The sequence below is a fragment of the Actinophytocola sediminis genome (genome assembly GCF_054779715.1).
In genome coordinates this window covers 38,748-58,990 of sequence record NZ_BAAGXS010000060.1, presented here as the reverse complement: position 1 = coordinate 58,990, position 20,243 = coordinate 38,748, and the positions used below count along the sequence as shown (strand labels likewise).

The following is a 20,243-nucleotide window of genomic DNA, read 5'->3' as shown; positions in this document are numbered from 1 at the left end:
ATCGGAACATGTCGAGATGCAACGTTATTCCCCGGTCGGCCTCGTGGGAGAATGAACGGGCTATGACCGCACTCCCGCTCGTCTTCGACGCCCCCCGCCGCGGCCTGCCGCCTCGCCACCTCGCCGACATGTCCGCTGGCGAGCGGCGCACTGCCGTGACCGAGCTGGGGGAGAAGCCCTTCCGCGCCAACCAGCTCTCCCACCACTACTTCGCCAGGCTGACCGCCGACCCGGCCGAGATGACCGACATCCCGGCCGCCAGCCGCGACCGGCTCACCGAAGCGCTGATGCCGCCGCTGCTCACCGTGGTCCGCCACCTGGCCGCCGACGACAACGCCACCCGCAAGACCCTCTGGCGCGCGCACGACGGCACGCTGCTGGAGAGCGTGCTGATGCGCTACCCGGACCGCACGACCCTGTGCGTGTCCAGCCAGGCCGGCTGCGGCATGGCCTGCCCGTTCTGCGCGACCGGCCAGGGTGGCCTGCAGCGCAACCTGTCCACCGCCGAGATCGTCGACCAGGTCCGCGCCGCCGCGGCCGCCATGCGCGACGGCGAGCTCGGCGAGCCGGGCCGGCTGTCCAACATCGTGTTCATGGGCATGGGGGAGCCGCTGGCCAACTACCGGCGGGTGGTCGAGGCGGTCCGGCGGATCACCGAGCCCGCGCCGGGTGGGCTTGGCATCTCCCAGCGTTCGGTCACGGTGTCCACGGTCGGCCTCGCACCGGCGATCCGGAAGCTGGCGGACGAGAAGATGCAGGTCCGGCTGGCGGTGTCGCTGCACACGCCGGACGACGAGCTGCGCGACACGCTGGTGCCGGTGAACACCCGCTGGTCGGTGGACGAGGTCCTGGAGGCGGCGCGGTACTACGCGGACGTCTCGGGTCGCCGGGTCTCGATTGAGTATGCCCTGATCAGAGACGTGAACGACCAGCCGTGGCGAGCCGATTTGCTGGCCAAGCGTCTCCGAAAGCACCTGAAGCAGCTGGTGCACGTGAACGTCATTCCGCTGAATCCAACTCCAGGCTCGAAGTGGGACGCGGCCCCGAAGCCGGTTGAGCGGGAGTTCGTGCGCCGGGTGAACGAGGGCGGCGTGGCGTGCACGGTGCGTGATACTCGAGGTCAGGAGATTGCCGCGGCGTGCGGTCAACTCGCTGCTGAGGGCTAGGGAGAGCAGTCGCAACCCAGCTGACAAATAGCAGCCTTGACTTATATAAGCAGCGGCCGGTACGTTCCCCGTCGGTGCAGGTGAGGGGCGTTCGCCGGTTGTGGGAGCAACGCCTCGATGCCCTGGAACCGAGCTGGCGAAGGGGACATGACACATGAAGGACGTAGTGGAGGAGCTGGCCGCCGCGCACCGGGTGATGGGGAAGGGCACCCTGCCCGCCGGCGAGGCGTACACCGTGGAGCTGCGGCGTCGGTACGACGCGCGGATCGGCGACGTCTGGGACGCCATCACCAGCCCCGAGCGGCTGCGCCGCTGGTTGAAGCCGGTCACCGGGGATCTGCGGCTTGGCGGAAAGTTCGAGTTGGACGGTGGTGAGCACGGCGAGATCCTCCAGTGCGAGCCGCCGCGGCTGCTGAAGGTGTCCTGGCTCTACGGGCCGGACGCCGATGCCTGGCCCGGCACGAGCGAGGTGGAAGTGCGCCTGGTCCCGGGCCCAGCCGGCGACACCGAGTTCGAGCTGATCCACGCGGCGGCCGTCGGGGAGCCCTCCTTCCCGACCTACGGCCCCGGCGCCGGCGGCGTCGGCTGGGACCTGCGGCTGATCGCCCTGGCTCAGCTCCTGGCCGATGGCGAGATCGTCGACCACGAGGAGTTCGAGAAGTCGCCAGAGGGGCGCGAGTTCAGCCGGCGCAGCGCCGCGGCCTGGGGCCAGGCGCACCTGGCCGCCGGTGGCGAACCGGAGCACGTCGCGGCCGCGGTCGAGGCCACCACCAAGTTCTACGCACCCGACCCGACCTGAAGAGCGATGCGCGCCATGAAGTACACCGTCTCGATCGAGATCGCCCTGCCGCGGGAGAAGACGGTCCAGTTGCTCGCCGACCCGGCACACCTGCCGAACTGGCTGCGGGGCCTGGTGCTGCACGAGCCGCTGAGCGGGGTGCACGGCGCGGTCGGCACCAGGTCGCGGGTCGTGCTGCGGACGGGGCAACGGAAGATCGAGTGCACCGAGACCATCACGCGCCGGGAACCGGAAGACCTGCACGGGATCCCGAAAGGGAGCGTCGTTCACTTCGACCGCGAGATCGTCGGCGAGGGCATGTGGAACGCCGTGCGCGATCGGCTGACCGAAGCCGGTCCGGCGACGACGCTCTGGGTGAGCGAGAGCGAATACCGGTTCAGCGGCCTGCTGATGCGGCTGGTGGGACTCCTGCTGCCCGGCGCCTTCCGCAAGCAGTCGCTACAGCACATGCGGGATTTCAAGGCGTTCGCCGAGCAGGGAGAAGACGTCCGCGATCGGATAGGTCAGGGTTCTACAGACGTCACGTCAGAGTGAGGCCACCATCCACGACCAGCGGTATCCCGTTGATGCCGTCGTTGTCGAGCAGGGCGAAGGTCGCCGCGACGATGTTCCGCGTCGTGACGAGCCGCTGGGTGGGCGTGCGCGTGCGAACGGCCTCGAACGCGCGTTGGCTCTCCGGTGGTGCGTTGCGGGTCACGGGGCTGTCTCCCACCGCGCCGGGGACGATCGTGTTCACCCGAACCGGAGCGATCTCCAGCGCGAGCGAGTTCATCAGGCCGAGAATGGCGGAGTTCGCGGTGGACAGGGTCGTGGATCCGGGCGCCGGTTTCCACGCCGACAGTCCGCCGAAGATCACCACCGACGCGTTCGGCCGGAATCTCGGCAGGGCGTGGTGCACCGCCGTCGCGTAACCGACCGTCTTCATGATGATCGCGCGTGCGCTTTCCTCGGGGCGGTAGTCGGCGAGGGCGCGGATGTCTCTGTCCACGGCGGTGAGGATGAGGTGGTCGATCGGTCCGCAGGCCGAGACGAACGTCTCGATCGACGACCAGTCGGTCAGGTCGCACACGCCCGCACGGCACCTGTCGCCCACGGAGCGCGCGGCTTCGTGGGCGACTTCTCCGTCGCGCCCGCCCACCGTTACCTGACTTCCGAGCGCGTGTGCGGCTCGCGCCAGCTCCAGGCCAAGCCCGCGGGTGCCGCCGATGATGACAATGTGTTGACCGGGATCAGGAATGGCTGGTTCCTCCGAACTCTCGCAGCAGGAAGCGCTGCACCTTTCCGCTCGGTGTCTTCGGAAGGGCGTCGACGAAATGGACAGCGCGCGGATAGGCGTGTTTGGAGTACTCGTCCCGGACCAGCCGGCAGGGAGTACCAGAGCGGATCGAGCTCCAGCAGCTGGTCCTCGGCGATGAGACCGAGAAAGTGAGACACCTTTCTGTCAACCTCCGGAACCGTCACCTCAGGGGAACGTGACGCAAGCCAGCCACAAGTACGTGACCGGGCCGAGCATTCACTTCGCAAGGCGACCAACAGGTCATCGAGGACAGTGCTCCACCGCATGAACGCACCTTCCGTCTGGGACTCGTCTCCGGCACCGGTCCGGAGAGTCAGCCGGGATCGATCTCCTTGCGGGCACTGGTGTCGCTGTGTTCATGGATGAGCGCGATCGCGCGGCGCTCATCGCGGTCGGTGATGGCGTCGACGAGCGCGACGTGGATCCGGTGCCGCCTCGCGAGTCCGTCGGCGAGCGGTTGCTCGACGGCGGGCTCGACCGACATCGTGTGCGACTCGATGAGTTCGATCATGCTCGTGTAGAAGCAGCGCAGCATCGCGTTGGGACTCGCGCCCGCGATGGCCACGTGCAGCGCCCAGTTGGCGCGCATGAACCCGGTGGTGTCGAGCTCGTCCGCCGCGGCCGACATCCGCGCCAGTGCTCGCCGCATCGAGTCCAGGTCCGCCACCGACGCGAACCGAACCGCGTGCTCGACCATCAGGGGGTCCAGCGCGTCCCGGACGCGTCCGGCGTCGGTCACCGACGCCGCGGCCGCGTCCTCGTCCAGCGCGAGGACGGCGTGCCCGAGGCGCACCGTCGGCGACGGGTGACTGGCGAACAGTCCACCGACCCGCCCCGTGCGGACCATGACCACGCCGCGGGCCTGCACCAGGCGCAACGCCTCGTTGAAGGTGCCAACCGAGACCCCGCAGTGGGCACGCAACTCCGCCTTGGTGCCGAGGCGATCGCCGGGTTCGGCGGCCGCGGCGAGCGCCGCGAGCCGCTCGGCGACCTGCTCGGGCCGAGTGGACACGGACGTCGAGGAGGCGTCCCGCACATCGCTGGCCATGACCACGACCTCCTGTCGCTACCACCGGAGACACCTCGAAAAAACCAGCATGGCAGTTTCGACTCCAGCTCTTGACAAGTCGCCCGGGTCGCATGCCAACCTGTGGAGACACTAAACCACCATGCTGGTTTAGGGAAGCGAGGTCTCATGCGTATCGCCAACCTCTCCGGGCGGCTGGCCATGATCGACGGCGCGGGCGTCGTCGCCATCGACGTCGAGCGGGCCAGCGGCGGTCGGTTCGGCCCGGACCCGCAGGGCGTCTACGACGACTGGGCGGAGTTCGTCGAGTGGGCGGCCGGCGTCGACCCCTCAGGGGGGCAGCCGTTCCGCGTGGCGGAGCTCGGTCCGCCGGCCCCGGCCCCTCGGCAGGTACTGGCGATCGGGCTGAACTACGCCGACCACGCGGCCGAAGCCGGCCTGGCCGAACCCACCGCCGCGACCGTCCTGTTCACCAAGTGGCCGTCCTGCCTGACCGGACCCGTCAGCGACGTCGAACTGCCGGCGGGCGGCCGGGTCGACTGGGAGGTCGAGCTCGTCGTCATCATCGGCCGGTACACCCACCGCGTCCGCGAGGACCGGGCCTGGGACAGCGTCGCCGGGCTGACCGTCGGTCAGGACCTCTCCGAACGCATCCTGCAGACGGCCGGGCCCGCGCCCCAGTACAGCCTCGGAAAATCGCTTCCCGGCTTCGGTCCGATCGGCCCGTGGCTGGTGACCCCCGACGAGATCGAGGATCGCGACGACCTCGAGATCGGCTGCTTCGTCAACGGTGAGCAGGTCCAGCGGAGCCGGACCAGCAACCTGATCTTCTCCGTCCCGTCGATGGTCGCCCAGCTGTCCGAGAACCTGCCGTTGCTGCCGGGAGATGTGCTGTTCACCGGAACGCCGGGCGGCGTCGGCGTGGCCAGGACGCCGCAACGCTGGCTGGCTCCCGGTGACGAGCTCGTGAGCTACGTGTCCGGCATCGGCCAACTTCGGCAACGCTGCGTCACTGCCACCTCCTGACCACCGCAGAAAGGACGACGTTGTGCCACTGCACCGCCTGACCCAGATCGTCATGGGCGTACCCGACCCCGAGGCGACCGCGGCCTACTACACCGACTTCGGGCTCCAGCCGACCTCCGGCGAAACCCCTCCCACATCGACCTCACCCGGCGACCACGTCTTCGCCACCGCCGACGGCGGCGAGCAGTTGCGCATCGTGCACTCCGCACGCCGCCGGCTGCTGCGGCTGGGTGTCGGCGCCGACGATCCGGACGACCTCGACCGCGTCGCCGCGTCGTTGGCCTCGCTGGGCGTCACTCCGGAGCGCACCGCCGCCGGCCTCCGCGCGACCGACCCCGGCACCGGGGTCACCGTGCGGGTCGAGATCGCGGACCGCGTCTGGCAGGAGCCTCACCCGGCCCCGCCGTACAACAGCCCCGGCGTGGCCGCCCGCGTCGGCACGCGCGCCCCGGGCATCCTGCGCGACACACCGGTCCGGCCCCGCAAGCTCGGCCACGTCGTCCTCGGCTCCACCGACCAGGAGGCGTCCGAGGCGTTCTTCCAGCAGGGCATCGGGTTCAAGGTCAGCGACACCGTCCCCGGCCTGGCCGCGTTCATGCGGTGCTCCACCGATCACCACAACCTCGCCGTCCAGAACGCCCCCATCCAGTTTCTGCACCACACCTCGTGGCAGGTCGACGACGTCGACGAGGTAGGCCGCGGCGCGACCGCCATGCTGGCGAAGGACCCCGACCGGCACGTGTGGGGCCTTGGCCGCCACCACATCGGCTCGAACTTCTTCTGGTACCTCAGGGACCCGGCGGGCAACTTCTCCGAGTACTACTCCGACATGGACTGCATCGTCGACGACGCGCTCTGGCACGCCGAGGTCTGGGACGCCGCGCACGCCATGTACACCTGGGGTCCGCCACCACCGGCCTCCATGCTGGCTCCCGAGGATCTCGCGGGCTACATGGTCGGCGCACACTCCGCCACCGAGGGTGGGCCGCGATGAGCACACCGATGACCACACCGGACCAGCTGCTGGACCAACTGCTGTCCGCCCCGGAGCGCCCGGTGCTCATTCGGGGTGCCGCGATCGTCAGCATGGATCCGGCGGTGGGGGATCTCGCCGCCGGCGACATCCTGATCCGCGGCTCGAAGATCGAGGCGGTGGGTGCGGACCTGAGCGAGATCGCGGCCAGTGCCCAGGCCAGCGTCGTCGACGCGGCGGGCCAGGTAGTGATTCCGGGGATGATCGACGCTCACCGGCACTGCTGGCAGACCCAGGTGCGCCGGCTGTGGGCCGACGTCGACATCATGGAGTACTTCGCGCTGGCGCACACCCGCCTCGGTCCGGTGTACCAACCCCAGGACATGTACCTGGGCACGAAGCTCGCCGCTCTCGGCGCACTGGATGCCGGCGTGACCAGCGTGCTGGACTTCAGCCACAACATTCGCTCGCCCGAGTATTCCGATGCCGTGGTGGCGGCGTGGAAGGACTCCGGCGCGCGCGGCGTCGTCGCCTCCTCGCCGCCGATGGGCGGCGAGTGGGACCCGAGCTGGCTGACGGACCTGACGCGGGTGCGGGCCGAGCACTTCCCCTCGGACGACGCGCTCGTGACCCTGCGGATCGGACTGATTCCCCAGGTCCTGCCGACCCTCGAAGGCGACGCCCTGCTGTCGGGTGAGCGAATTCGCCAGGCGCGCGACCTCGGCATCGGCATCTCGGTGGACGGCGCGCAGGGGCCAGGGGCGGCCGCGCACATCCAGCGGCTGGCGGCGGAGGACGTGCTCGGCCCGGATCTGACGTGGATCCACGGCGGCACGCTCGACGATGCCGCCTGGAAGATCATCGCCGACACCGGCGGGCAGGTCGCGCTGGCCGTCACCTCCGATCAGCAGCTCGCGATCTTCGAGTCGATCTCGCCGGTCCAGAAGGCACTGGACGTCGGGCTGCGCCCGGCCTTCAGCATCGATGTCGAGTGCTCGCTGTCGTCGGACATGTTCACCCAGATGCGGGTGGCGCTGAACGTCCAGCGGATGCAGGCGGGGAACCGGCGTTTCCGCGGCGAGGCGGACGCTCCGGCGCCGATCGGGGTCCGTGACGTGCTCGAGTTCGCGACGGTGTCCGGCGCGAAGGCGAACGGCGTGTGGGATCGGGCGGGGTCGATCACGCCGGGGAAGGAGGCGGACCTGGTGCTCATCGACGCCGGCGAGTTCACCAACTTCCCGCTCAACAACTCGGTCGCCACCGTCGTGCTCGGCGCCGACGCGCGCAGCGTGCGCACGGTCTTCGTCGCGGGCAGACCGCGCAAGTGGCGCGGCGAACTGCTCGTCGAGGACGCGGCGCGGCTGCGCCGTGAGGTCGTCGAGTCACGCGACCGGCTCCTGGCGGCGATCGAGTACGACCTCGACATCACGGTGTGAGACGAGCCGTTCTCGGCGGTGATCCGTGTGCCACAATTGTGGCCATGACCACCGAGCCGTTGCGGGCCGTGCGGGACCACCTGTCGGAGTTCGTCGACAGGGCGGAGCGCGAGCATGAGCGTGTCGTGGTCACCCGCAACGGGCGTCCCGCCGCGGTGCTGATCGGATACGACGATCTGGCGGCGCTCGAGGAGACGCTGGAAGTTCTCAGTGATCCGGAGACCATGGCCGGTATTCGCGAAAGCCGCGATGAGGTCGACCGTGGGGACGTGGTTCGTGGGGTGGACGCGATCCGCGCACTACGACTGCGGCCGTGACCGAGTCCTATGGTCTTCAGGTTTCCACAAGCGCCGCCCGCACCATTCAACACACGCTGCCAGAAGGCGTCGCTGCGGCTGTGGTCGAGTTCATCACCAGTACATTGCTGGACAATCCGCACCGCGTCGGTAAAGCCCTCCGCTATGAACTGGATGGCATCCGATCGGCTCGACGGGGGGCGTTTCGTGTTCTGTACGAGATCGATGACGAGCGTCGAGAGGTCACGGTCCTTCGCATAGAACACCGCGCCGACGTCTATCGCCCGCGTTGACGTCAGGCGAGTTGTAACCTGTCGTCAAGGGTGAGCCGCCAGTACTGCCGCGAGGCCTTCCTGCAGGTCCTTGACGAAATACTCGGGAACCTCCAGCGATGGGAAATGTCCCCCGTTCTCCGGCGATCGCCATCGAACGATCTGCCGGTACCGCTCCTGTGCCCAGGCGCGCGGATACTTCTCGATGTCGCGGGGATACATACTGATCGCGGTCGGGACGTCGACCCGGAGTTCGGGGTCCAGCGAGTTGTGGCTTTCGTAGTAGATGCGGGCCGACGATGCACCGGACCGCGTCAGCCAGTACAGGGTGACGTCGTCAAGAACGCGGTCTCGGGAAATCGTCTCGAACGGGCTGTCTTCGGTGTCTGACCACTCGGCGAACTTGTCAAGGATCCAGGCAAGCAGCCCGACCGGTGAGTCGACGAGCGAGTAGCCGATGGTCTGCGGCCGGGTCGCCTGCTGCTTCGCGTACCCCGCGCGGTTGCGCCAGAAATCGCGCGTTTCCTCGGTCCACCCGCGCTCGACCGCCGTCAGCCCGTCCGTTGTCAATCCGGGCGGTCCCTCCGCGAACGTGGTGTGAATGCCGAGCACGTGTGCTGGGAACCTGCCGCCGAGAACCGTGGTGATATTGCCTCCCCAGTCGCCGCCGTGGGCTACGAACTTGTGGTAGCCGAGCCTGCCCATCAGTTCCACCCAGGCGGCCGCGATCTTTTCGGTTCCCCACCCGGTGGTGGCCGGCTTGTCGCTGTAACCAAAGCCGGGTAGCGATGGCACCACGACGTGAAATGCTGGCGTGTCCGCGTCGTGCGGATCTGCCAGCTCGTCCACTATGTCGATGAACTCGGCAATGCTGCCCGGCCAGCCGTGCGTCAGGATCAGCGGCGTGGCATCCGCGCGCGTGGATCGGCGGTGCAGGAAATGGATTCCCAGACCATCAATGGTCGTGCGGAACTGCCCGATCCGGTCAAGGCGCTCTTCGAACGACCGCCAGTCGTACCCGGTGCGCCAGTAGTGCACGACCTCGACGATGTCGGCGAGCGGGACGCCCTGGTCCCAGCGGCGAGGGTCGGGCGCGGCGCGATAGACCGTCTCGGCCTCCGGTAGCCGCGCCGCGGCCAGTCGCGCGCGCAGATCGTCGAGGTCAGCGTCCGTCGCGCGGGCGGCAAACGTTTGCACGTCACTGGTTTGGCGGGACATGAGACCTCCTGGCCATCGCGGCACCGGCTACAACCTGGGGAGAACCGGCTAAGACGGTTCTAACATGTCGTCGGGTCAGCGCGCAACCGGCTAAGGTGGTTCCATGGGTGCTGGGTTCCCCGACTTTCGCCTCGGTAGCGTGCTGGCGACCAGCTTCACGGGGACGCTGACGGAGCGGCGGGGCAACGCGGTGGAGCGCATTCCCACGCCGCAGCGACTCGTCGACTGGCTGGCGGTGAACGGTCTGGCCGTGGACTCCTGCACCGCCGCCCAGCTCGACCTCGCACGGGAACTGCGAGAGTCAATTCACGCCGCCGCGACCGCGACCGCGACGCACGACGCTCTCCCGGCGGCCGCCGTCCACATCATCAATGACCGCAGCATCCAGGGCCGGGCCGCGGCCGTCCTGACGCCAGCGAGAAATCGTGAATGGCGACTTGGCCCAGCTTCCCGCGTGGAAGACGCCCTCAGCGTGATCGCCGCCGACGCGATCAGCATCATCGCCGGCGAACGAGACGGAAGACTGGCCCTGTGCGCGTCGCCAACCTGTCAGGCCGCCTTCTTTGACACCAGCCAAAGTCGCACCCGCAAATGGTGTGACATGAACACGTGCGGGAATCGCCAGAAGAAGGCGCGCTTCAACGTCAACCAGCGCAAGAACGGGACAACCGCACGGAATGTGTTCGAATCTGAGATTTGAGAACCCTCCCGCATTACCTCATGAGGTGGTTGTCGAAGTGTTGGAGAGGGCTCTGCGCGACCGCTCACAGGAGAGCGAGGCAGCCCGCGTCCTGGTCGGCAGCGCGTTGAACGATGACGATGGGGAGTTTGTCGCGCAGTCCTGCGTGCGGGTTGGCACGCGGGCGGTATCGGGTAGTCCGCTGCTTGGGTTGGCGGGCCTGTGTCTGGGCCACGCCGCCCGGCGCTTCGGGCATCTCAACGATGAAGCCCTGGAGTTGGCAGCGTCGCTGGCGGCGCGCGCGGAGGCGGATCCGTCGGACGTGGACGGTCGGGCCATCGACGGTTATGACGACGTTCGGGATTTTCTGCGCCAGCGGTGAGTCATCAGTGTCGCGATGCGGGCCGCATCGAGTGGCCCCACCGGTGACTTCGTACTGCCAGCACGGCATGTCGCGCCCGTCGAACGTGCCGGTGCCGAGTTTGCCCTTCAGTTGGTGTTGGCGTGTTGTAGAAGGTTGCGGGCGTGGATTCGTGCGCAGCGCTTCCCATGCACGCAAAAGGTTGTGTGGGACCTGGCGGCACAGTTCTTCCCAGCCCTTGGCTGCGTCGTTGGTCGCGTACCGCAGGTCCCACTCGTCTGGACCGGGTGGCGGTGCCACCCGGTCTTTGCGTTTGGGGCTCATGACGCGGGTGGTTTGGACACTGCCCCGTAGTCCTTACCGTCTTGCGTGATGGCGGCGAAGACCTCAGGATCGGCATAGACCTCGGCGGTGTGCCGCCACTCGGTGATCACCTGAACCACCGGGGCGGGGCTGTCAAGTTCTTCGACCGCACGCAGGGTGCCGACCATCTCGACGAGAAAAGCCTGCACGTCCTCTCTGGGGAGGAACCGCACCCATGGGAACGCCTCAGGGATCACGTCAAGCAACAGCGCACGCGCCTGCTGGTCGTGCTGCATGAGTGCGACGAACAGGCGCGTCGTCGCGGAGACGAACTCCATGTTCTGCTCGGCACGCGCGGCAGTGGTGAGTACGAGGTCCTCGGCATCGCGGCGACGCAGCCGCAGGTCTCGCGACCCTCTCAGCTTGGCCACGGTGTCCTTCGGCTTGTTCACGAGGTCAGAGAACAGCGCCTCCATCATGACTTTTAAAGTACTTGAAAAGTCATCGTTGTCCATGTTTGTCCATGAAGAGCCGGTCGGCGCGCTGCCCACCCCAGTCGATCTCCGCCGCGGTCACCGGCCGAGCGTAATCGCCACCGGCACGTCAGGAAGTGTGTCGCTTCGCGATACTGAAAAGGTGCGCAACCACCGCGAACGCCGAGACACCCCGTGACTGCCGGCGCGACCGGGGGATACCTCAAGGGTCGGATCCGCCGGGAGGACATCCTCACCGCAGCGGTCGCGGTGTACGGCGAGGCCGGCTACCACGGCTCGTCCCTGCGGGAAGTGGCCAAACGGGCCGGCATCACCCACGCCGGCCTGCTGTACTACTTCCCGACGAAGGAGGCCCTGCTCGCCGCCGTGTTGGAGCGCCGCGACGCCGAGGACACCGAACGCGAACAGCTCGGCTGCCCACCCGGGCTCGCCCTGCTCCGCAACTTCATCACCCTCGCCGAGCACAACGTCGCCCATCCCGGCATCGTCGACCTCTACTCGCGCCTGGCCGCCGAGGCGGTCGCGCCCGACCATCCGGCGCACGACTACTTCGTCCGCCACTACCAGCTCGCCCGCTCCTCGGCGCTCGAGTCCTTCCGCGTGCTGGCCCACGACGGCGTGCTGCGCTCCGACGTCGACCCGCAGGTCGCGGCCGTCACGTTCATCGCGCTGATGGACGGGCTGCAGGTGCAGTGGCTGACCACCCCGGACGAGGTCGCCCTCGTCGACACCCTGCGCAGCTACCTGGACAGCGTGCTCGCGTAGGGATCCCAGTCCGCCGGCAGCGCCGCGGGCACCTCGACGGTGCTCGCCACGGCCACCGGCTGCTCCCGCGTGATCGACTCCTCGATGGACAGCATCGTGTCCAGCACGTGGTAGGCGAGCTCACCGGACGCCCGTTCCGGCACCCCGGCGCGCACCGCCCTGGCCAGCTCCAGCGCCCCGGTGCCCCGGGAGGACTCGTGGCCGCTTGGCGCCACCACCACCGGCTCGTCCTGGTCGAACAGATGCAGCTCCGTCGATCCGTCGAAGCGGTTCGGGTCGGGCAGCACCGCGGTCCCCAGCGTGCCGGTGACCTCCAGCAGCACCCGGCGCAGCGGCGAGTCGAAGCTCAGCACCAGCTGCGCGGACCCACCGCGCTCGAACTCCACCAGCGCGGTCACCGTGGTCGGCACCGCCACCGGGAACTCGGTGCCCGCCCTTGGCCCGGAGCCGATGACCCGCGTGTCGCGCGCCCGGCCGCCGGCCCCGCTGACCCGGCGCACCGGGCCGAACAGCTGCACCAGCTCGGTCAGGTAGTACGGCCCCATGTCCAGCAGCGGCCCACCGCCGGGCGCGTACAGGAACTCCGGCGCCGGGTGCCAGACCTCCGGTCCCGGTGTCTGGAACACCGCCAGCGCCGTGCGCGGCTCGCCGATCCGCCCGGCGTCCACTGCCCGCCGCGCGGTCTGCAGACCGGCGCCCAGCACGGTGTCCGGCGCGCTGGCCACCCGCAGGTCGCGTTCCCGCGCCCGGTCGAGCAGCTTGGCGCCGGTCTCGCGGTCCAGCGCCAGCGGCTTCTCCGCCCAGACGTGCTTGCCGGCCTCCAGCGCGGCGATGCCGACGTCGACGTGCGCGGCCGGGATCGTCAGGTTCACCACCAGCTCGATCGCCGGGTCGGCGAGCAGGTCGGGCACGCCGCCCGACGTCGGCACGCCGTGTTTGGCCGCCTGTGCGGCCGCCCGCTCCAGGTCGAGGTCGGCGACCATGAGCACCCGCAGGTCGGGGAAGCTGGTGAGGTTGGTCAGGTAGGCGTCGCTGATCACGCCCGCGCCGATCACCCCGACTCCGACTGGTCCGTCGGTCATCGGTCACCTCCGGTCAGGTAGGCGCGGCTGGCCGCGAGGCCCTCGAAGATGTCCCCGGCGTACTGGTCGAACTCGATCACGCGCAGCGCGTCCGGAGCCGCGGCCAGCACCTCGTCGACCGGCACCCGCCCCTGTCCGGCCGGGACCTGCCCGGTCGCGTCGGTGGCCAGGTCGCCGTCCTTGACGTGCAGCGCCCGGACCCGCGCGCCGAGCCGGCGCAGCAGTTCCGGCGCGTCCGCCCCGCCGGCCGCCGCCCAGTAGGTGTCGACCTCCAGCACCACCTCGGGGTCGAGGTGGTCGACGAAAACCTCCAGCGCGCTGCGGCCACCGATCTCGGTCGACAGCTCCCACCAGTGGTTGTGGTAGCCGACGGTCAGGCCGTGCTCGGCGGCGAGCTTGGCCGCGCTGTTGAGCGCCGCCGCGGTGGCCGCGACGTCGGCCTCGGCCTGCCACTGCTCGGCGGGCACGTACGGGTCGATCACCAGCCCGACCCCGCACGCCGTCGCGGCGGCGAACACCGCCGGCAGGTCGGCGTCGACGAGCTTGGCGTGCGTGGTCGGCGCGGTGAGCCCGGCCGCCGGCAGCGCGGTCCGCAGCGCGGCCTCGTGCTCCAGCAGGCCGTAGGGCTCCACCTGGGTGAAGCCGATGTCGGCCAGGCGGGCGAGTGTCTCGCCGGGTTGGGCGGCGAAGGCCTCCCGGACCGAGTACAGCTGGACGGACAAACTGCTCATACCAACCCCCTGACCTCGACAAAAGCGCCTGTGAGAGCGCTCCCACACATTTCTACCACGTGGTAGAAATGTGCACCAGGGGTCACATCGCGGGCGCCAGCTCGACCCGCCGTTCCCGGCGCAGGGTGGCCGCCAGCGCCACCCAGGCCACCGCGGCACCGCCGGTCATCGTGACCGCCATCGCCGGGCCGTCGTTGCCGAGCACCCCGACCAGCGGCGCGATCAGCGCGCCGAGCCCGAACTGGGTGGCCCCGAGCAGCGCCGCCGCGGTCCCAGCCGCCTCACCGTGGCGCGACAGCGCCAGCGCGGGCGCGTTCGGCAACACGAAGCCGACCGCGCCGAGCAGCACGAACAGCGGCAGCACGAACCCGAGCAGCCCGCCGACGCCGGTCGCGGTCAGCACGACCAACACCACCCCGGCGGCGACCGCCACGGTGAGCGCGTGCAACACGATCCGCGCCGGGGTCAGCCGGTTGAGCAGCACGACGTTGAACTGGGACGCGGCGATCAGCGCGACCGCGCCGATGGCGAAGACCAGCCCGAACTCCTGCTGGTTGAGCCCGTAGTGGTCCTGCAGGACGAACGACGAGCCGGACACGTAGGAGAACAGCGCGGACATCCCCAGCGCGGACACCAGGGCCAGCACCACGAACTCCCGGTCGAGCACCAGCGAGCGGTAGGTGGCCAGCACCGGGCGCACCGCCCCGGTCCGGCGCCGCTCCGGCGGCAGCGTCTCCTTCAGCAGGAACACCGCGACCAGGATCAGCGCCACGCCGAGCGCGGCCAGCACCGCGAACACCCCCCGCCACGAGCCGTTCAGCAGGATCGCCGCGCCGATGGTCGGGGCCAGGATGGGCGCGACCCCCATCACGAGCATCAGCCTGGACAACACCGTCGCGGCCGCGCGCCCACTGAACAGGTCACGGACCACGGCCATCGCGACCACCATGGCCGCCGCCGCGCCGACACCCTGGAACAGGCGGAACAGGCCGAGCACGGCGACGTTGGGCGCGATCAGGCAGAGCACGGAGGAGACGATGTGTAACGCGGTGCCCGCGATCAGCGGCAGCCGGCGGCCGACCGCGTCGGACAGCGGGCCGATCACGAGTTGGCCGAGACCAAGGCCGAGCAGCGTCCCGGTGAGCGTGAGCTGCACCGAGGAGGACGTGGTCAGCAGGTCGTCGGCGATTGCCGGCAGTGCCGGCAGGTACATGTCGATAGTCAGGGGACCGAGGGCGATCAACGCCCCGAGCACGAGGATGATCCGCACGCGGGCTAACCCGGTCGGAGCCACCGCGGTGTCCGATAAGGACGTTCTGGGCAGGGTGGCGTGAGCCATCGAGAGGCCTTTCACACAAGGGGAAGCGTGGACTGACGCCGGTGTCTCCCTGATCAGCAATCAGGCGAGGCGGATTTGTTCCAAGATCCCAGAATGTGATGTGCCTCAGATTTTCGGCGCGGCTCAGCGGCGCCAGGCGGTGCGCTGCCGCACGCGCGTCCAGATCAGCCCGGCGGCCAGGAACACGCCGATGCCGACCAGCCAGAGCTGCTCGGTGCGCGCGACGTGGTTGCCGACGAAGGCCATCACGAACATGCCGATCGTGGTGAACCAGCCCGCGATCTCCCGGCCACGCGGGAACCGGCCGTGCCAGCCCCACTCCGCGGACGGCTCCTCGTGGGGGTCGACCGCGTTCTTCGGCCGCTTCACCAGCTGTGAGCCTGCCACGTTCCCTCCCGGCACCCGAGCATTCCCTTGCCGGGAAATGATCCCACACGACCCTGACCCGCTCCGCGCACCATCCGGGAGCGCCTCGGCGGGCATCGGGAAGAATGTGCCCGATGACCAGACGTAGCGTCCTCGTTCTCGGCTCGACCGGCTCGGTCGGTGTCCAGGCACTGGACGTGCTCGCCGCCAATCCGGAGCGGTTCGAGGTGGTCGGCGTCGCCGCCGCGGGCGGCGATCCGGGCGCCCTGGCCGCGCAGGCGGTCGCGAGTGGCGCCCGAGCGGTCGCGGTGTCCCGCTCGACCGCCGCCGAGGACGTGGCGCTCGCCCTGTACGCCGAGGCCAAGAAGCGCGGCTACGAGGCGGGCGACTTCGCCATGCCGCGCATCCTGGCCGGCCCGGAGGCGATCAGCGAGCTGATCGACACCGCCAGGGCCGACATCGTGCTCAACGCCATCACCGGGTCCATCGGCCTGGCGCCGACGCTGCGCGCGCTGGCCACCGGCGCGACCCTGGCCCTGGCGAACAAGGAGTCGCTGATCGCCGGCGGCCCGCTGGTGCTGCGCGCGGCCAAGCCCGGCCAGATCGTGCCGGTCGACTCCGAGCACTCGGCGATCGCCCAGTGCCTGCGCTCCGGGCGGGCGAGTGAGGTCGCGCGGCTGGTGCTGACCGCCTCCGGCGGCCCGTTCCGCGGCCGGCGGACCAGCGAGCTGGCCGATGTCACGGTCGAGGCCGCGATGGCCCACCCCACCTGGGACATGGGCCCGGTGATCACGATCAACTCCGCGACCCTGGTCAACAAGGGCCTGGAGCTGATCGAGGCGCACCTGCTGTTCGACGTGCCCTATGAGCGGATCGACGTCGTGGTGCACCCGCAGTCGATGATTCACTCGATGGTGGAGTTCGTCGACGGGTCGACGATCGCGCAGGCCAGCCCGCCGGACATGCGGCTGCCGATCTCGCTGGCGCTTGGCTGGCCGGACCGGGTGCCCGGCGCCGCGCGGCCCGTCCGGTTCACCGAGCCCACCGCCTGGACCTTCGAACCCCTGGACAACGACACTTTCCCCGCCGTGCGGCTGGCCAGGCAGGCCGGCGAGGCGGGGGGCTGCCTGCCGGCGATCTACAACGCGGCCAACGAGGAAGCGGTGGCCGCGTTCACGCGAGGACACACGACCTTCACCGCCATTGTGGACACTGTGCACCGAGTGCTCGACGACGCGGACGACTGGCACGCCGATCCGTCCGGGGTCGACGAGGTGCTCGCCGCGGAGACCTGGGCACGGACCACGGCCAGGCAGCGGCTCGGGGCAACGGTTGAGCCCGGTACCACCGGGCGGGGAGAGGACTGACAGACGTGCTCGTGTGGATCCTGGGGATCATCCTCTTCGCGCTCGGCATCTGTATCTCGGTGGCCCTGCATGAGGCTGGTCACATGGTGGCCGCCAAGGCCTTCGGCATGCGGGTGCGCCGCTACTTCATCGGCTTCGGCCCGACCCTGTTCTCCTTCCGCCGGGGCGAGACCGAGTACGGCGTCAAGGCGATCCCGTTCGGCGGTTTCTGCGACATCGCCGGCATGACCGCCCTGGACGAGGTCACCCCGGAGGAAGCGCCGCGCGCGATGTGGCGCTACGCGACGTGGAAGCGCTTCGTCGTGATGGTGGCCGGGTCCATCACCCACTTCATCGTCGGCTTCCTGATCCTCTACCTGATGGCCATCACCATGGGCCTGCCCAACGTCGGGGTCACCGCCGCGACCGAGCCCCCCGAGGTCGGCACGGTCAACGACTGCGTGGTCGACAAGGGCACCACCTCCGAGGACGGCTGCGCGCCGAACGCGGCGGCGCCGGCCAAGGACGCCGGCCTGCGCCAGGGCGACCTGGTGCTCTCCGTGGCCGGCACCCCGACGCCGACCTGGGGCGACATGGTCAAGAAGGTCGAGGGGCTCTCCGGGCCGACCGAGTTCGAGATCCGCCGGGGCGCCGAGACCCTCACCCTGACCGTCGACGTCGCGCAGGTCTCGACCGCCGACGGCGGCAAAGCGGGTGCCATCGGCGTCTCCGTCGCCCTGCCGCCGGCGATGATCGCCTACGGCCCGCTCGACGGCCTCGGCGGCGCGACGGAGTTCACCGGGGACATGTTCGTCGGCGTGTGGAACGGCCTGCTCGCGTTCCCGGAGAAGATCCCGAAGGTCATCGAGGCCATCGGCGGCGGGGAGCGCGACCCGGAGACCCCGGTCAGTGTCGTCGGCGCGAGCATCATCGGCGGGGACGCGGTCGAGAAGGGCATCTGGGAGCTGTTCCTGATCGTGCTCGCCACGCTGAACTTCTTCGTCGGCGTGTTCAACCTGCTGCCGCTGTTGCCGCTGGACGGCGGCCATATCGCGGTCCTGTTCTACGAGAAGATCCGGGACTGGCTACGCAAACTGCGCGGCAAGCCCGCGGGCGGCCCGGTCGACTACACCAAGTTGTCGGCCGTGACGATGGTCTTCGTCCTCATCGGTGGCGCGATAGTCCTGTTGACGGTCACCGCCGACATCGTGAACCCGATCCGTATCGAGTGACCACGATTCGCGGGCCCCGAGCGCCGATAAGTAGGCTGAAAGCATGACCGAGAGCATCATGTTGGGCACGCCGATCCCGCCGCCGCTGCTGGCGGAGCGACGCAGGACCCGACAGCTGCAGGTCGGCCGCGTCGGCGTCGGCAGCGAGCACCCGATCTCGGTGCAGTCGATGACCACGACGGTCACCGCGGACGTCAACGCGACCCTGCAGCAGATCGCCGAGCTGACCGCCGCCGGCTGTGACATCGTCCGGGTGGCCTGCCCGTCGCAGGACGACGCGGAGGCGTTGCCGGCGATCGCCGCGAAGTCCCAGATCCCGGTCATCGCCGACATCCACTTCCAGCCGAAGTACGTGTTCGCGGCCATCGAGGCCGGTTGCGCTGCGGTCCGGGTGAACCCGGGCAACATCAAGAAGTTCGACGACAAGGTGCGCGAGATCGCCGCCGCCGCGCGCGACCACGGCACCCCGATCCGGATCGGGGTCAACGCCGGCTCGCTCGACCCCCGGCTGATGGCCAAGCACGGCAAGGCAACGCCGGAGGCGCTGGCGGAGTCGGCGCTGTGGGAGGCGTCACTGTTCGCCGAGCACGACTTCCACGACCTGAAGATCTCGGTCAAGCACAACGACCCGGTGGTGATGATCCGGGCCTACGAGATCCTCGCCGAGCAGTGTGACTATCCGCTCCACCTCGGCGTCACCGAGGCCGGGCCGGCGTTCCAGGGCACGATCAAGTCGGCGGTCGCGTTCGGCGCGCTGCTGCGCCAGGGCATCGGCGACACGATCCGGGTGTCGCTGTCCGCGCCGCCGGTCGAGGAGGTCAAGGTCGGCACGCAGATCCTGCAGTCGCTGAACCTGCGCCCCCGCAAGCTGGAGATCGTGTCCTGCCCGTCGTGCGGGCGCGCGCAGGTCGACGTCTACAAGCTCGCCGACGAGGTGACCGCCGGTCTGGAGGGCATGGAGGTCCCGCTGCGGGTGGCCGTGATGGGCTGCGTGGTCAACGGGCCGGGCGAGGCCCGCGAGGCCGACCTCGGCGTCGCCTCCGGCAACGGCAAGGGCCAGATCTTCGTCAAGGGCAAGGTCATCAAGACCGTGCCGGAACACCAGATCGTGGAGACGCTGATCGAGGAGGCCATGCGCATCGCCGAGGAGGCGGGGGAGACCGCCGAGGCCGGCGAGCCGGTCGTGACGGTCTCCTGACGCCTACTTCTTCTTCTCGTAGCGCAGCAGCACCACGCCGCCGTCGAACGTCTTCGTCTCCACCAGCCGCAGCTCCACCCAGCTGGTCAGGTCGCGGAAGAACGGCGTGCCGGCGCCGAGCGCGACCGGGAAGTAGTACAGCCAGTACTCGTCGACCAGCCCGGCCCGCACGGCCGTGCTGCCCAGGGTGGCGCCGCCGATGTCCATCGAGCCGCCGTCGGTCGCCTTGAGCCGCTCGATCTCCGCCACCGGGTCGCCCCGGTGGAGCCGGGTGTTCCAGTCGACCTCGGTCACCGTCGAGGAGAACAGCACCTTCGGCCGCGCCACCCAGCGCTTGGCGAAGTCGCTCGAGACGGCGTCCGCGTCCGGGTCGTCCAGGACCGACGGCCAGTAGGGGACCATCGCCTCCCACAGCCCGCGCCCGTAGAACGTGAGGCCGTCCTCGGTGGCCTTCTCGTTGTGGTGCCGGTGTAGTTCGTCGCTGGGCATGGACCAGTCGAGGTTACGACCGGGTGCCTCGATGAAGCCGTCGAGCGACACGCTCAGGCTGTAGATCAGCTTTCGCAAACGTCTTCCCCTTCTCGCAGCTCAGGCGGCGGTTGGGCGGCGGTCGGCGCGCCCGCCGCGATCTGTGCGCGAAGGTACTCCTCCTGCGCGCGCAGCTCAGGGCTCAGCGTGTCGGCGAAGTCGGCGGGTTGGTCAGGTGCGATGACGGCGTCCTTCATCGCATCGGGCGGGACATCGGGCCGGTCGGGCATGGCGGCCTCCTGGGCTCGTGTTGGTGTCGGTGATGCGTCGAATCGGGACATGCCGAATCGACTGGCCGGCCTTGGCTGT

At 69.4% G+C, this 20,243-nt stretch carries 24 protein-coding genes and 1 pseudogene; 13 read left to right on the top strand and 12 right to left on the bottom strand.

The genetic code is table 11. The annotated features are described in order from the left end of the window. Positions 1 to 62: 62 nt before the first annotated feature. From rlmN to ACYVIP_RS29720, 3 genes are all read left to right on the top strand, one after another. On the top strand, positions 63 to 1,166 hold the full coding sequence (rlmN, locus tag ACYVIP_RS29730; RefSeq protein WP_460402252.1) for a dual-specificity RNA methyltransferase RlmN: 1,104 nt from the start codon (positions 63 to 65) through the stop codon (positions 1,164 to 1,166). Between the two features lie 154 nt (positions 1,167 to 1,320). Next, a complete protein-coding gene (locus ACYVIP_RS29725) occupies positions 1,321 to 1,965 on the top strand; it encodes an SRPBCC domain-containing protein (RefSeq protein WP_460402250.1) in 645 nt (214 codons plus the stop codon). A 15-nt stretch (positions 1,966 to 1,980) separates the two neighbouring features. Continuing rightward, positions 1,981 to 2,499: an SRPBCC family protein gene (locus tag ACYVIP_RS29720; RefSeq protein WP_460402248.1), complete on the top strand. Its 519-nt coding sequence runs from the start codon at positions 1,981 to 1,983 to the stop codon at positions 2,497 to 2,499. Here ACYVIP_RS29720 and ACYVIP_RS29715 read toward each other — a convergent pair. From ACYVIP_RS29715 to ACYVIP_RS29705, 3 genes and pseudogenes are all read right to left on the bottom strand, one after another. After that, positions 2,486 to 3,175 (bottom strand): SDR family NAD(P)-dependent oxidoreductase, encoded by a 690-nt coding sequence (locus tag ACYVIP_RS29715; protein WP_460402308.1) that lies wholly within the window; start codon positions 3,173 to 3,175, stop codon positions 2,486 to 2,488. The genes ACYVIP_RS29720 and ACYVIP_RS29715 overlap by 14 nt on opposite strands. Positions 3,176 to 3,194: 19 nt before the next feature. After that, positions 3,195 to 3,323 (bottom strand): annotated as a pseudogene (locus tag ACYVIP_RS29710) (AMP-binding enzyme); the annotation flags it as partial. A gap of 252 nt (positions 3,324 to 3,575) precedes the next feature. Then, positions 3,576 to 4,310, bottom strand: a complete 735-nt coding sequence (locus tag ACYVIP_RS29705) for a FadR/GntR family transcriptional regulator (RefSeq protein ID WP_460402246.1) — start codon at positions 4,308 to 4,310, stop codon at positions 3,576 to 3,578. Positions 4,311 to 4,457: 147 nt separating this feature from the next. On the opposite strand from ACYVIP_RS29705, the gene ACYVIP_RS29700 reads away from it, so the two are divergent. The 5 genes from ACYVIP_RS29700 to ACYVIP_RS29680 are packed head-to-tail and all read left to right on the top strand — an operon-like array spanning position 4,458 to position 8,313. After that, positions 4,458 to 5,315, top strand: a complete 858-nt coding sequence (locus ACYVIP_RS29700) for a fumarylacetoacetate hydrolase family protein (RefSeq protein WP_460402244.1) — start codon at positions 4,458 to 4,460, stop codon at positions 5,313 to 5,315. 22 nt (positions 5,316 to 5,337) lie between these two features. Further along, positions 5,338 to 6,309, top strand: coding sequence for a VOC family protein (locus ACYVIP_RS29695; RefSeq protein WP_460402242.1), 972 nt, complete (start codon positions 5,338 to 5,340; stop codon positions 6,307 to 6,309). After that, positions 6,306 to 7,724 carry an amidohydrolase family protein gene (locus ACYVIP_RS29690; RefSeq protein ID WP_460402240.1) on the top strand — a complete coding sequence of 473 codons (1,419 nt, stop codon included), beginning with the start codon at positions 6,306 to 6,308 and terminating at the stop codon, positions 7,722 to 7,724. The genes ACYVIP_RS29695 and ACYVIP_RS29690 overlap by 4 nt, the downstream gene beginning before the upstream one ends. Before the next feature lie 44 nt (positions 7,725 to 7,768). After that, positions 7,769 to 8,041 (top strand): type II toxin-antitoxin system Phd/YefM family antitoxin, encoded by a 273-nt coding sequence (locus tag ACYVIP_RS29685; RefSeq protein ID WP_460402238.1) that lies wholly within the window; start codon positions 7,769 to 7,771, stop codon positions 8,039 to 8,041. Beyond that, positions 8,038 to 8,313 (top strand): type II toxin-antitoxin system RelE family toxin, encoded by a 276-nt coding sequence (locus ACYVIP_RS29680; RefSeq protein ID WP_460402236.1) that lies wholly within the window; start codon positions 8,038 to 8,040, stop codon positions 8,311 to 8,313. The genes ACYVIP_RS29685 and ACYVIP_RS29680 overlap by 4 nt, the downstream gene beginning before the upstream one ends. A 24-nt stretch (positions 8,314 to 8,337) precedes the next feature. On the opposite strand, the gene ACYVIP_RS29675 is transcribed toward ACYVIP_RS29680, so the two are convergent. Beyond that, entirely contained in the window at positions 8,338 to 9,510 is a 1,173-nt protein-coding gene (locus ACYVIP_RS29675; protein ID WP_460402234.1) for an epoxide hydrolase family protein, read from the bottom strand. 103 nt (positions 9,511 to 9,613) lie between these two features. On the opposite strand from ACYVIP_RS29675, the gene ACYVIP_RS29670 reads away from it, so the two are divergent. Next, on the top strand, positions 9,614 to 10,210 hold the full coding sequence (locus ACYVIP_RS29670; RefSeq protein WP_460402232.1) for a CGNR zinc finger domain-containing protein: 597 nt from the start codon (positions 9,614 to 9,616) through the stop codon (positions 10,208 to 10,210). A gap of 64 nt (positions 10,211 to 10,274) precedes the next feature. Here ACYVIP_RS29670 and ACYVIP_RS29665 read toward each other — a convergent pair whose 3' ends face one another. Further along, positions 10,275 to 10,874, bottom strand: coding sequence for a hypothetical protein (locus ACYVIP_RS29665; RefSeq protein WP_460402230.1), 600 nt, complete (start codon positions 10,872 to 10,874; stop codon positions 10,275 to 10,277). Then, positions 10,871 to 11,368 (bottom strand): hypothetical protein, encoded by a 498-nt coding sequence (locus tag ACYVIP_RS29660; protein ID WP_460402228.1) that lies wholly within the window; start codon positions 11,366 to 11,368, stop codon positions 10,871 to 10,873. Before ACYVIP_RS29660 ends, ACYVIP_RS29665 begins: the two co-directional genes overlap by 4 nt. 153 nt (positions 11,369 to 11,521) lie before the next feature. On the opposite strand from ACYVIP_RS29660, the gene ACYVIP_RS29655 reads away from it, so the two are divergent. Next, on the top strand, positions 11,522 to 12,112 hold the full coding sequence (locus ACYVIP_RS29655) for a TetR/AcrR family transcriptional regulator (protein ID WP_460402226.1): 591 nt from the start codon (positions 11,522 to 11,524) through the stop codon (positions 12,110 to 12,112). Here the strand turns inward: ACYVIP_RS29655 and ACYVIP_RS29650 are convergent. From ACYVIP_RS29650 to ACYVIP_RS29635, 4 genes are all read right to left on the bottom strand, one after another. Continuing rightward, positions 12,088 to 13,194 (bottom strand): Gfo/Idh/MocA family protein, encoded by a 1,107-nt coding sequence (locus tag ACYVIP_RS29650; RefSeq protein WP_460402224.1) that lies wholly within the window; start codon positions 13,192 to 13,194, stop codon positions 12,088 to 12,090. The genes ACYVIP_RS29655 and ACYVIP_RS29650 overlap by 25 nt on opposite strands. After that, the gene (locus ACYVIP_RS29645) at positions 13,191 to 13,925 is read right to left on the bottom strand and encodes a sugar phosphate isomerase/epimerase family protein (protein WP_460402222.1); all 735 of its coding nucleotides are present in this window, start codon (positions 13,923 to 13,925) and stop codon (positions 13,191 to 13,193) included. The genes ACYVIP_RS29650 and ACYVIP_RS29645 overlap by 4 nt, the downstream gene beginning before the upstream one ends. Positions 13,926 to 14,007: 82 nt before the next feature. Beyond that, a complete protein-coding gene (locus tag ACYVIP_RS29640; RefSeq protein ID WP_460402220.1) occupies positions 14,008 to 15,195 on the bottom strand; it encodes a multidrug effflux MFS transporter in 1,188 nt (395 codons plus the stop codon). Positions 15,196 to 15,387: 192 nt separating this feature from the next. Beyond that, positions 15,388 to 15,651 (bottom strand): DUF2631 domain-containing protein, encoded by a 264-nt coding sequence (locus ACYVIP_RS29635; RefSeq protein ID WP_460402218.1) that lies wholly within the window; start codon positions 15,649 to 15,651, stop codon positions 15,388 to 15,390. Positions 15,652 to 15,764: 113 nt separating this feature from the next. Here ACYVIP_RS29635 and dxr point away from each other — a divergent pair, with 113 nt between their 5' ends. The 3 genes from dxr to ispG are packed head-to-tail and all read left to right on the top strand — an operon-like array spanning position 15,765 to position 19,406. Next, positions 15,765 to 16,997, top strand: coding sequence for a 1-deoxy-D-xylulose-5-phosphate reductoisomerase (dxr, locus tag ACYVIP_RS29630; protein WP_460402216.1), 1,233 nt, complete (start codon positions 15,765 to 15,767; stop codon positions 16,995 to 16,997). A gap of 5 nt (positions 16,998 to 17,002) precedes the next feature. Next, entirely contained in the window at positions 17,003 to 18,208 is a 1,206-nt protein-coding gene (locus tag ACYVIP_RS29625) for a M50 family metallopeptidase (protein ID WP_460402214.1), read from the top strand. A gap of 43 nt (positions 18,209 to 18,251) precedes the next feature. Beyond that, complete coding sequence (gene ispG, locus ACYVIP_RS29620) at positions 18,252 to 19,406, top strand: flavodoxin-dependent (E)-4-hydroxy-3-methylbut-2-enyl-diphosphate synthase (RefSeq protein ID WP_460402212.1); 1,155 nt, start codon at positions 18,252 to 18,254, stop codon at positions 19,404 to 19,406. 3 nt (positions 19,407 to 19,409) lie between these two features. On the opposite strand, the gene ACYVIP_RS29615 is transcribed toward ispG, so the two are convergent. Continuing rightward, positions 19,410 to 19,973, bottom strand: coding sequence for a dihydrofolate reductase family protein (locus tag ACYVIP_RS29615; RefSeq protein ID WP_460402210.1), 564 nt, complete (start codon positions 19,971 to 19,973; stop codon positions 19,410 to 19,412). Then, entirely contained in the window at positions 19,961 to 20,164 is a 204-nt protein-coding gene (locus ACYVIP_RS29610; RefSeq protein ID WP_460402208.1) for a hypothetical protein, read from the bottom strand. Before ACYVIP_RS29610 ends, ACYVIP_RS29615 begins: the two co-directional genes overlap by 13 nt. Positions 20,165 to 20,243 lie beyond the last annotated feature (79 nt).

Coding starts and splice junctions, on each gene's coding strand:
- ACYVIP_RS29700 (WP_460402244.1), top strand. CDS start 4,458: ATGCGTATCGCCAACCTCTCCGGGCGGCTGGCCATGATCGACGGCGCG.
- ACYVIP_RS29610 (WP_460402208.1), bottom strand. CDS start 20,164: ATGCCCGACCGGCCCGATGTCCCGCCCGATGCGATGAAGGACGCCGTC.
- ACYVIP_RS29670 (WP_460402232.1), top strand. CDS start 9,614: ATGGGTGCTGGGTTCCCCGACTTTCGCCTCGGTAGCGTGCTGGCGACC.
- dxr (WP_460402216.1), top strand. CDS start 15,765: ATGACCAGACGTAGCGTCCTCGTTCTCGGCTCGACCGGCTCGGTCGGT.
- ACYVIP_RS29685 (WP_460402238.1), top strand. CDS start 7,769: ATGACCACCGAGCCGTTGCGGGCCGTGCGGGACCACCTGTCGGAGTTC.
- rlmN (WP_460402252.1), top strand. CDS start 63: ATGACCGCACTCCCGCTCGTCTTCGACGCCCCCCGCCGCGGCCTGCCG.
- ACYVIP_RS29690 (WP_460402240.1), top strand. CDS start 6,306: ATGAGCACACCGATGACCACACCGGACCAGCTGCTGGACCAACTGCTG.
- ACYVIP_RS29675 (WP_460402234.1), bottom strand. CDS start 9,510: ATGTCCCGCCAAACCAGTGACGTGCAAACGTTTGCCGCCCGCGCGACG.
- ACYVIP_RS29660 (WP_460402228.1), bottom strand. CDS start 11,368: ATGGACAACGATGACTTTTCAAGTACTTTAAAAGTCATGATGGAGGCG.
- ACYVIP_RS29725 (WP_460402250.1), top strand. CDS start 1,321: ATGAAGGACGTAGTGGAGGAGCTGGCCGCCGCGCACCGGGTGATGGGG.
- ispG (WP_460402212.1), top strand. CDS start 18,252: ATGACCGAGAGCATCATGTTGGGCACGCCGATCCCGCCGCCGCTGCTG.
- ACYVIP_RS29665 (WP_460402230.1), bottom strand. CDS start 10,874: ATGAGCCCCAAACGCAAAGACCGGGTGGCACCGCCACCCGGTCCAGAC.
- ACYVIP_RS29720 (WP_460402248.1), top strand. CDS start 1,981: ATGAAGTACACCGTCTCGATCGAGATCGCCCTGCCGCGGGAGAAGACG.
- ACYVIP_RS29705 (WP_460402246.1), bottom strand. CDS start 4,310: ATGGCCAGCGATGTGCGGGACGCCTCCTCGACGTCCGTGTCCACTCGG.
- ACYVIP_RS29645 (WP_460402222.1), bottom strand. CDS start 13,925: ATGAGCAGTTTGTCCGTCCAGCTGTACTCGGTCCGGGAGGCCTTCGCC.
- ACYVIP_RS29650 (WP_460402224.1), bottom strand. CDS start 13,194: ATGACCGACGGACCAGTCGGAGTCGGGGTGATCGGCGCGGGCGTGATC.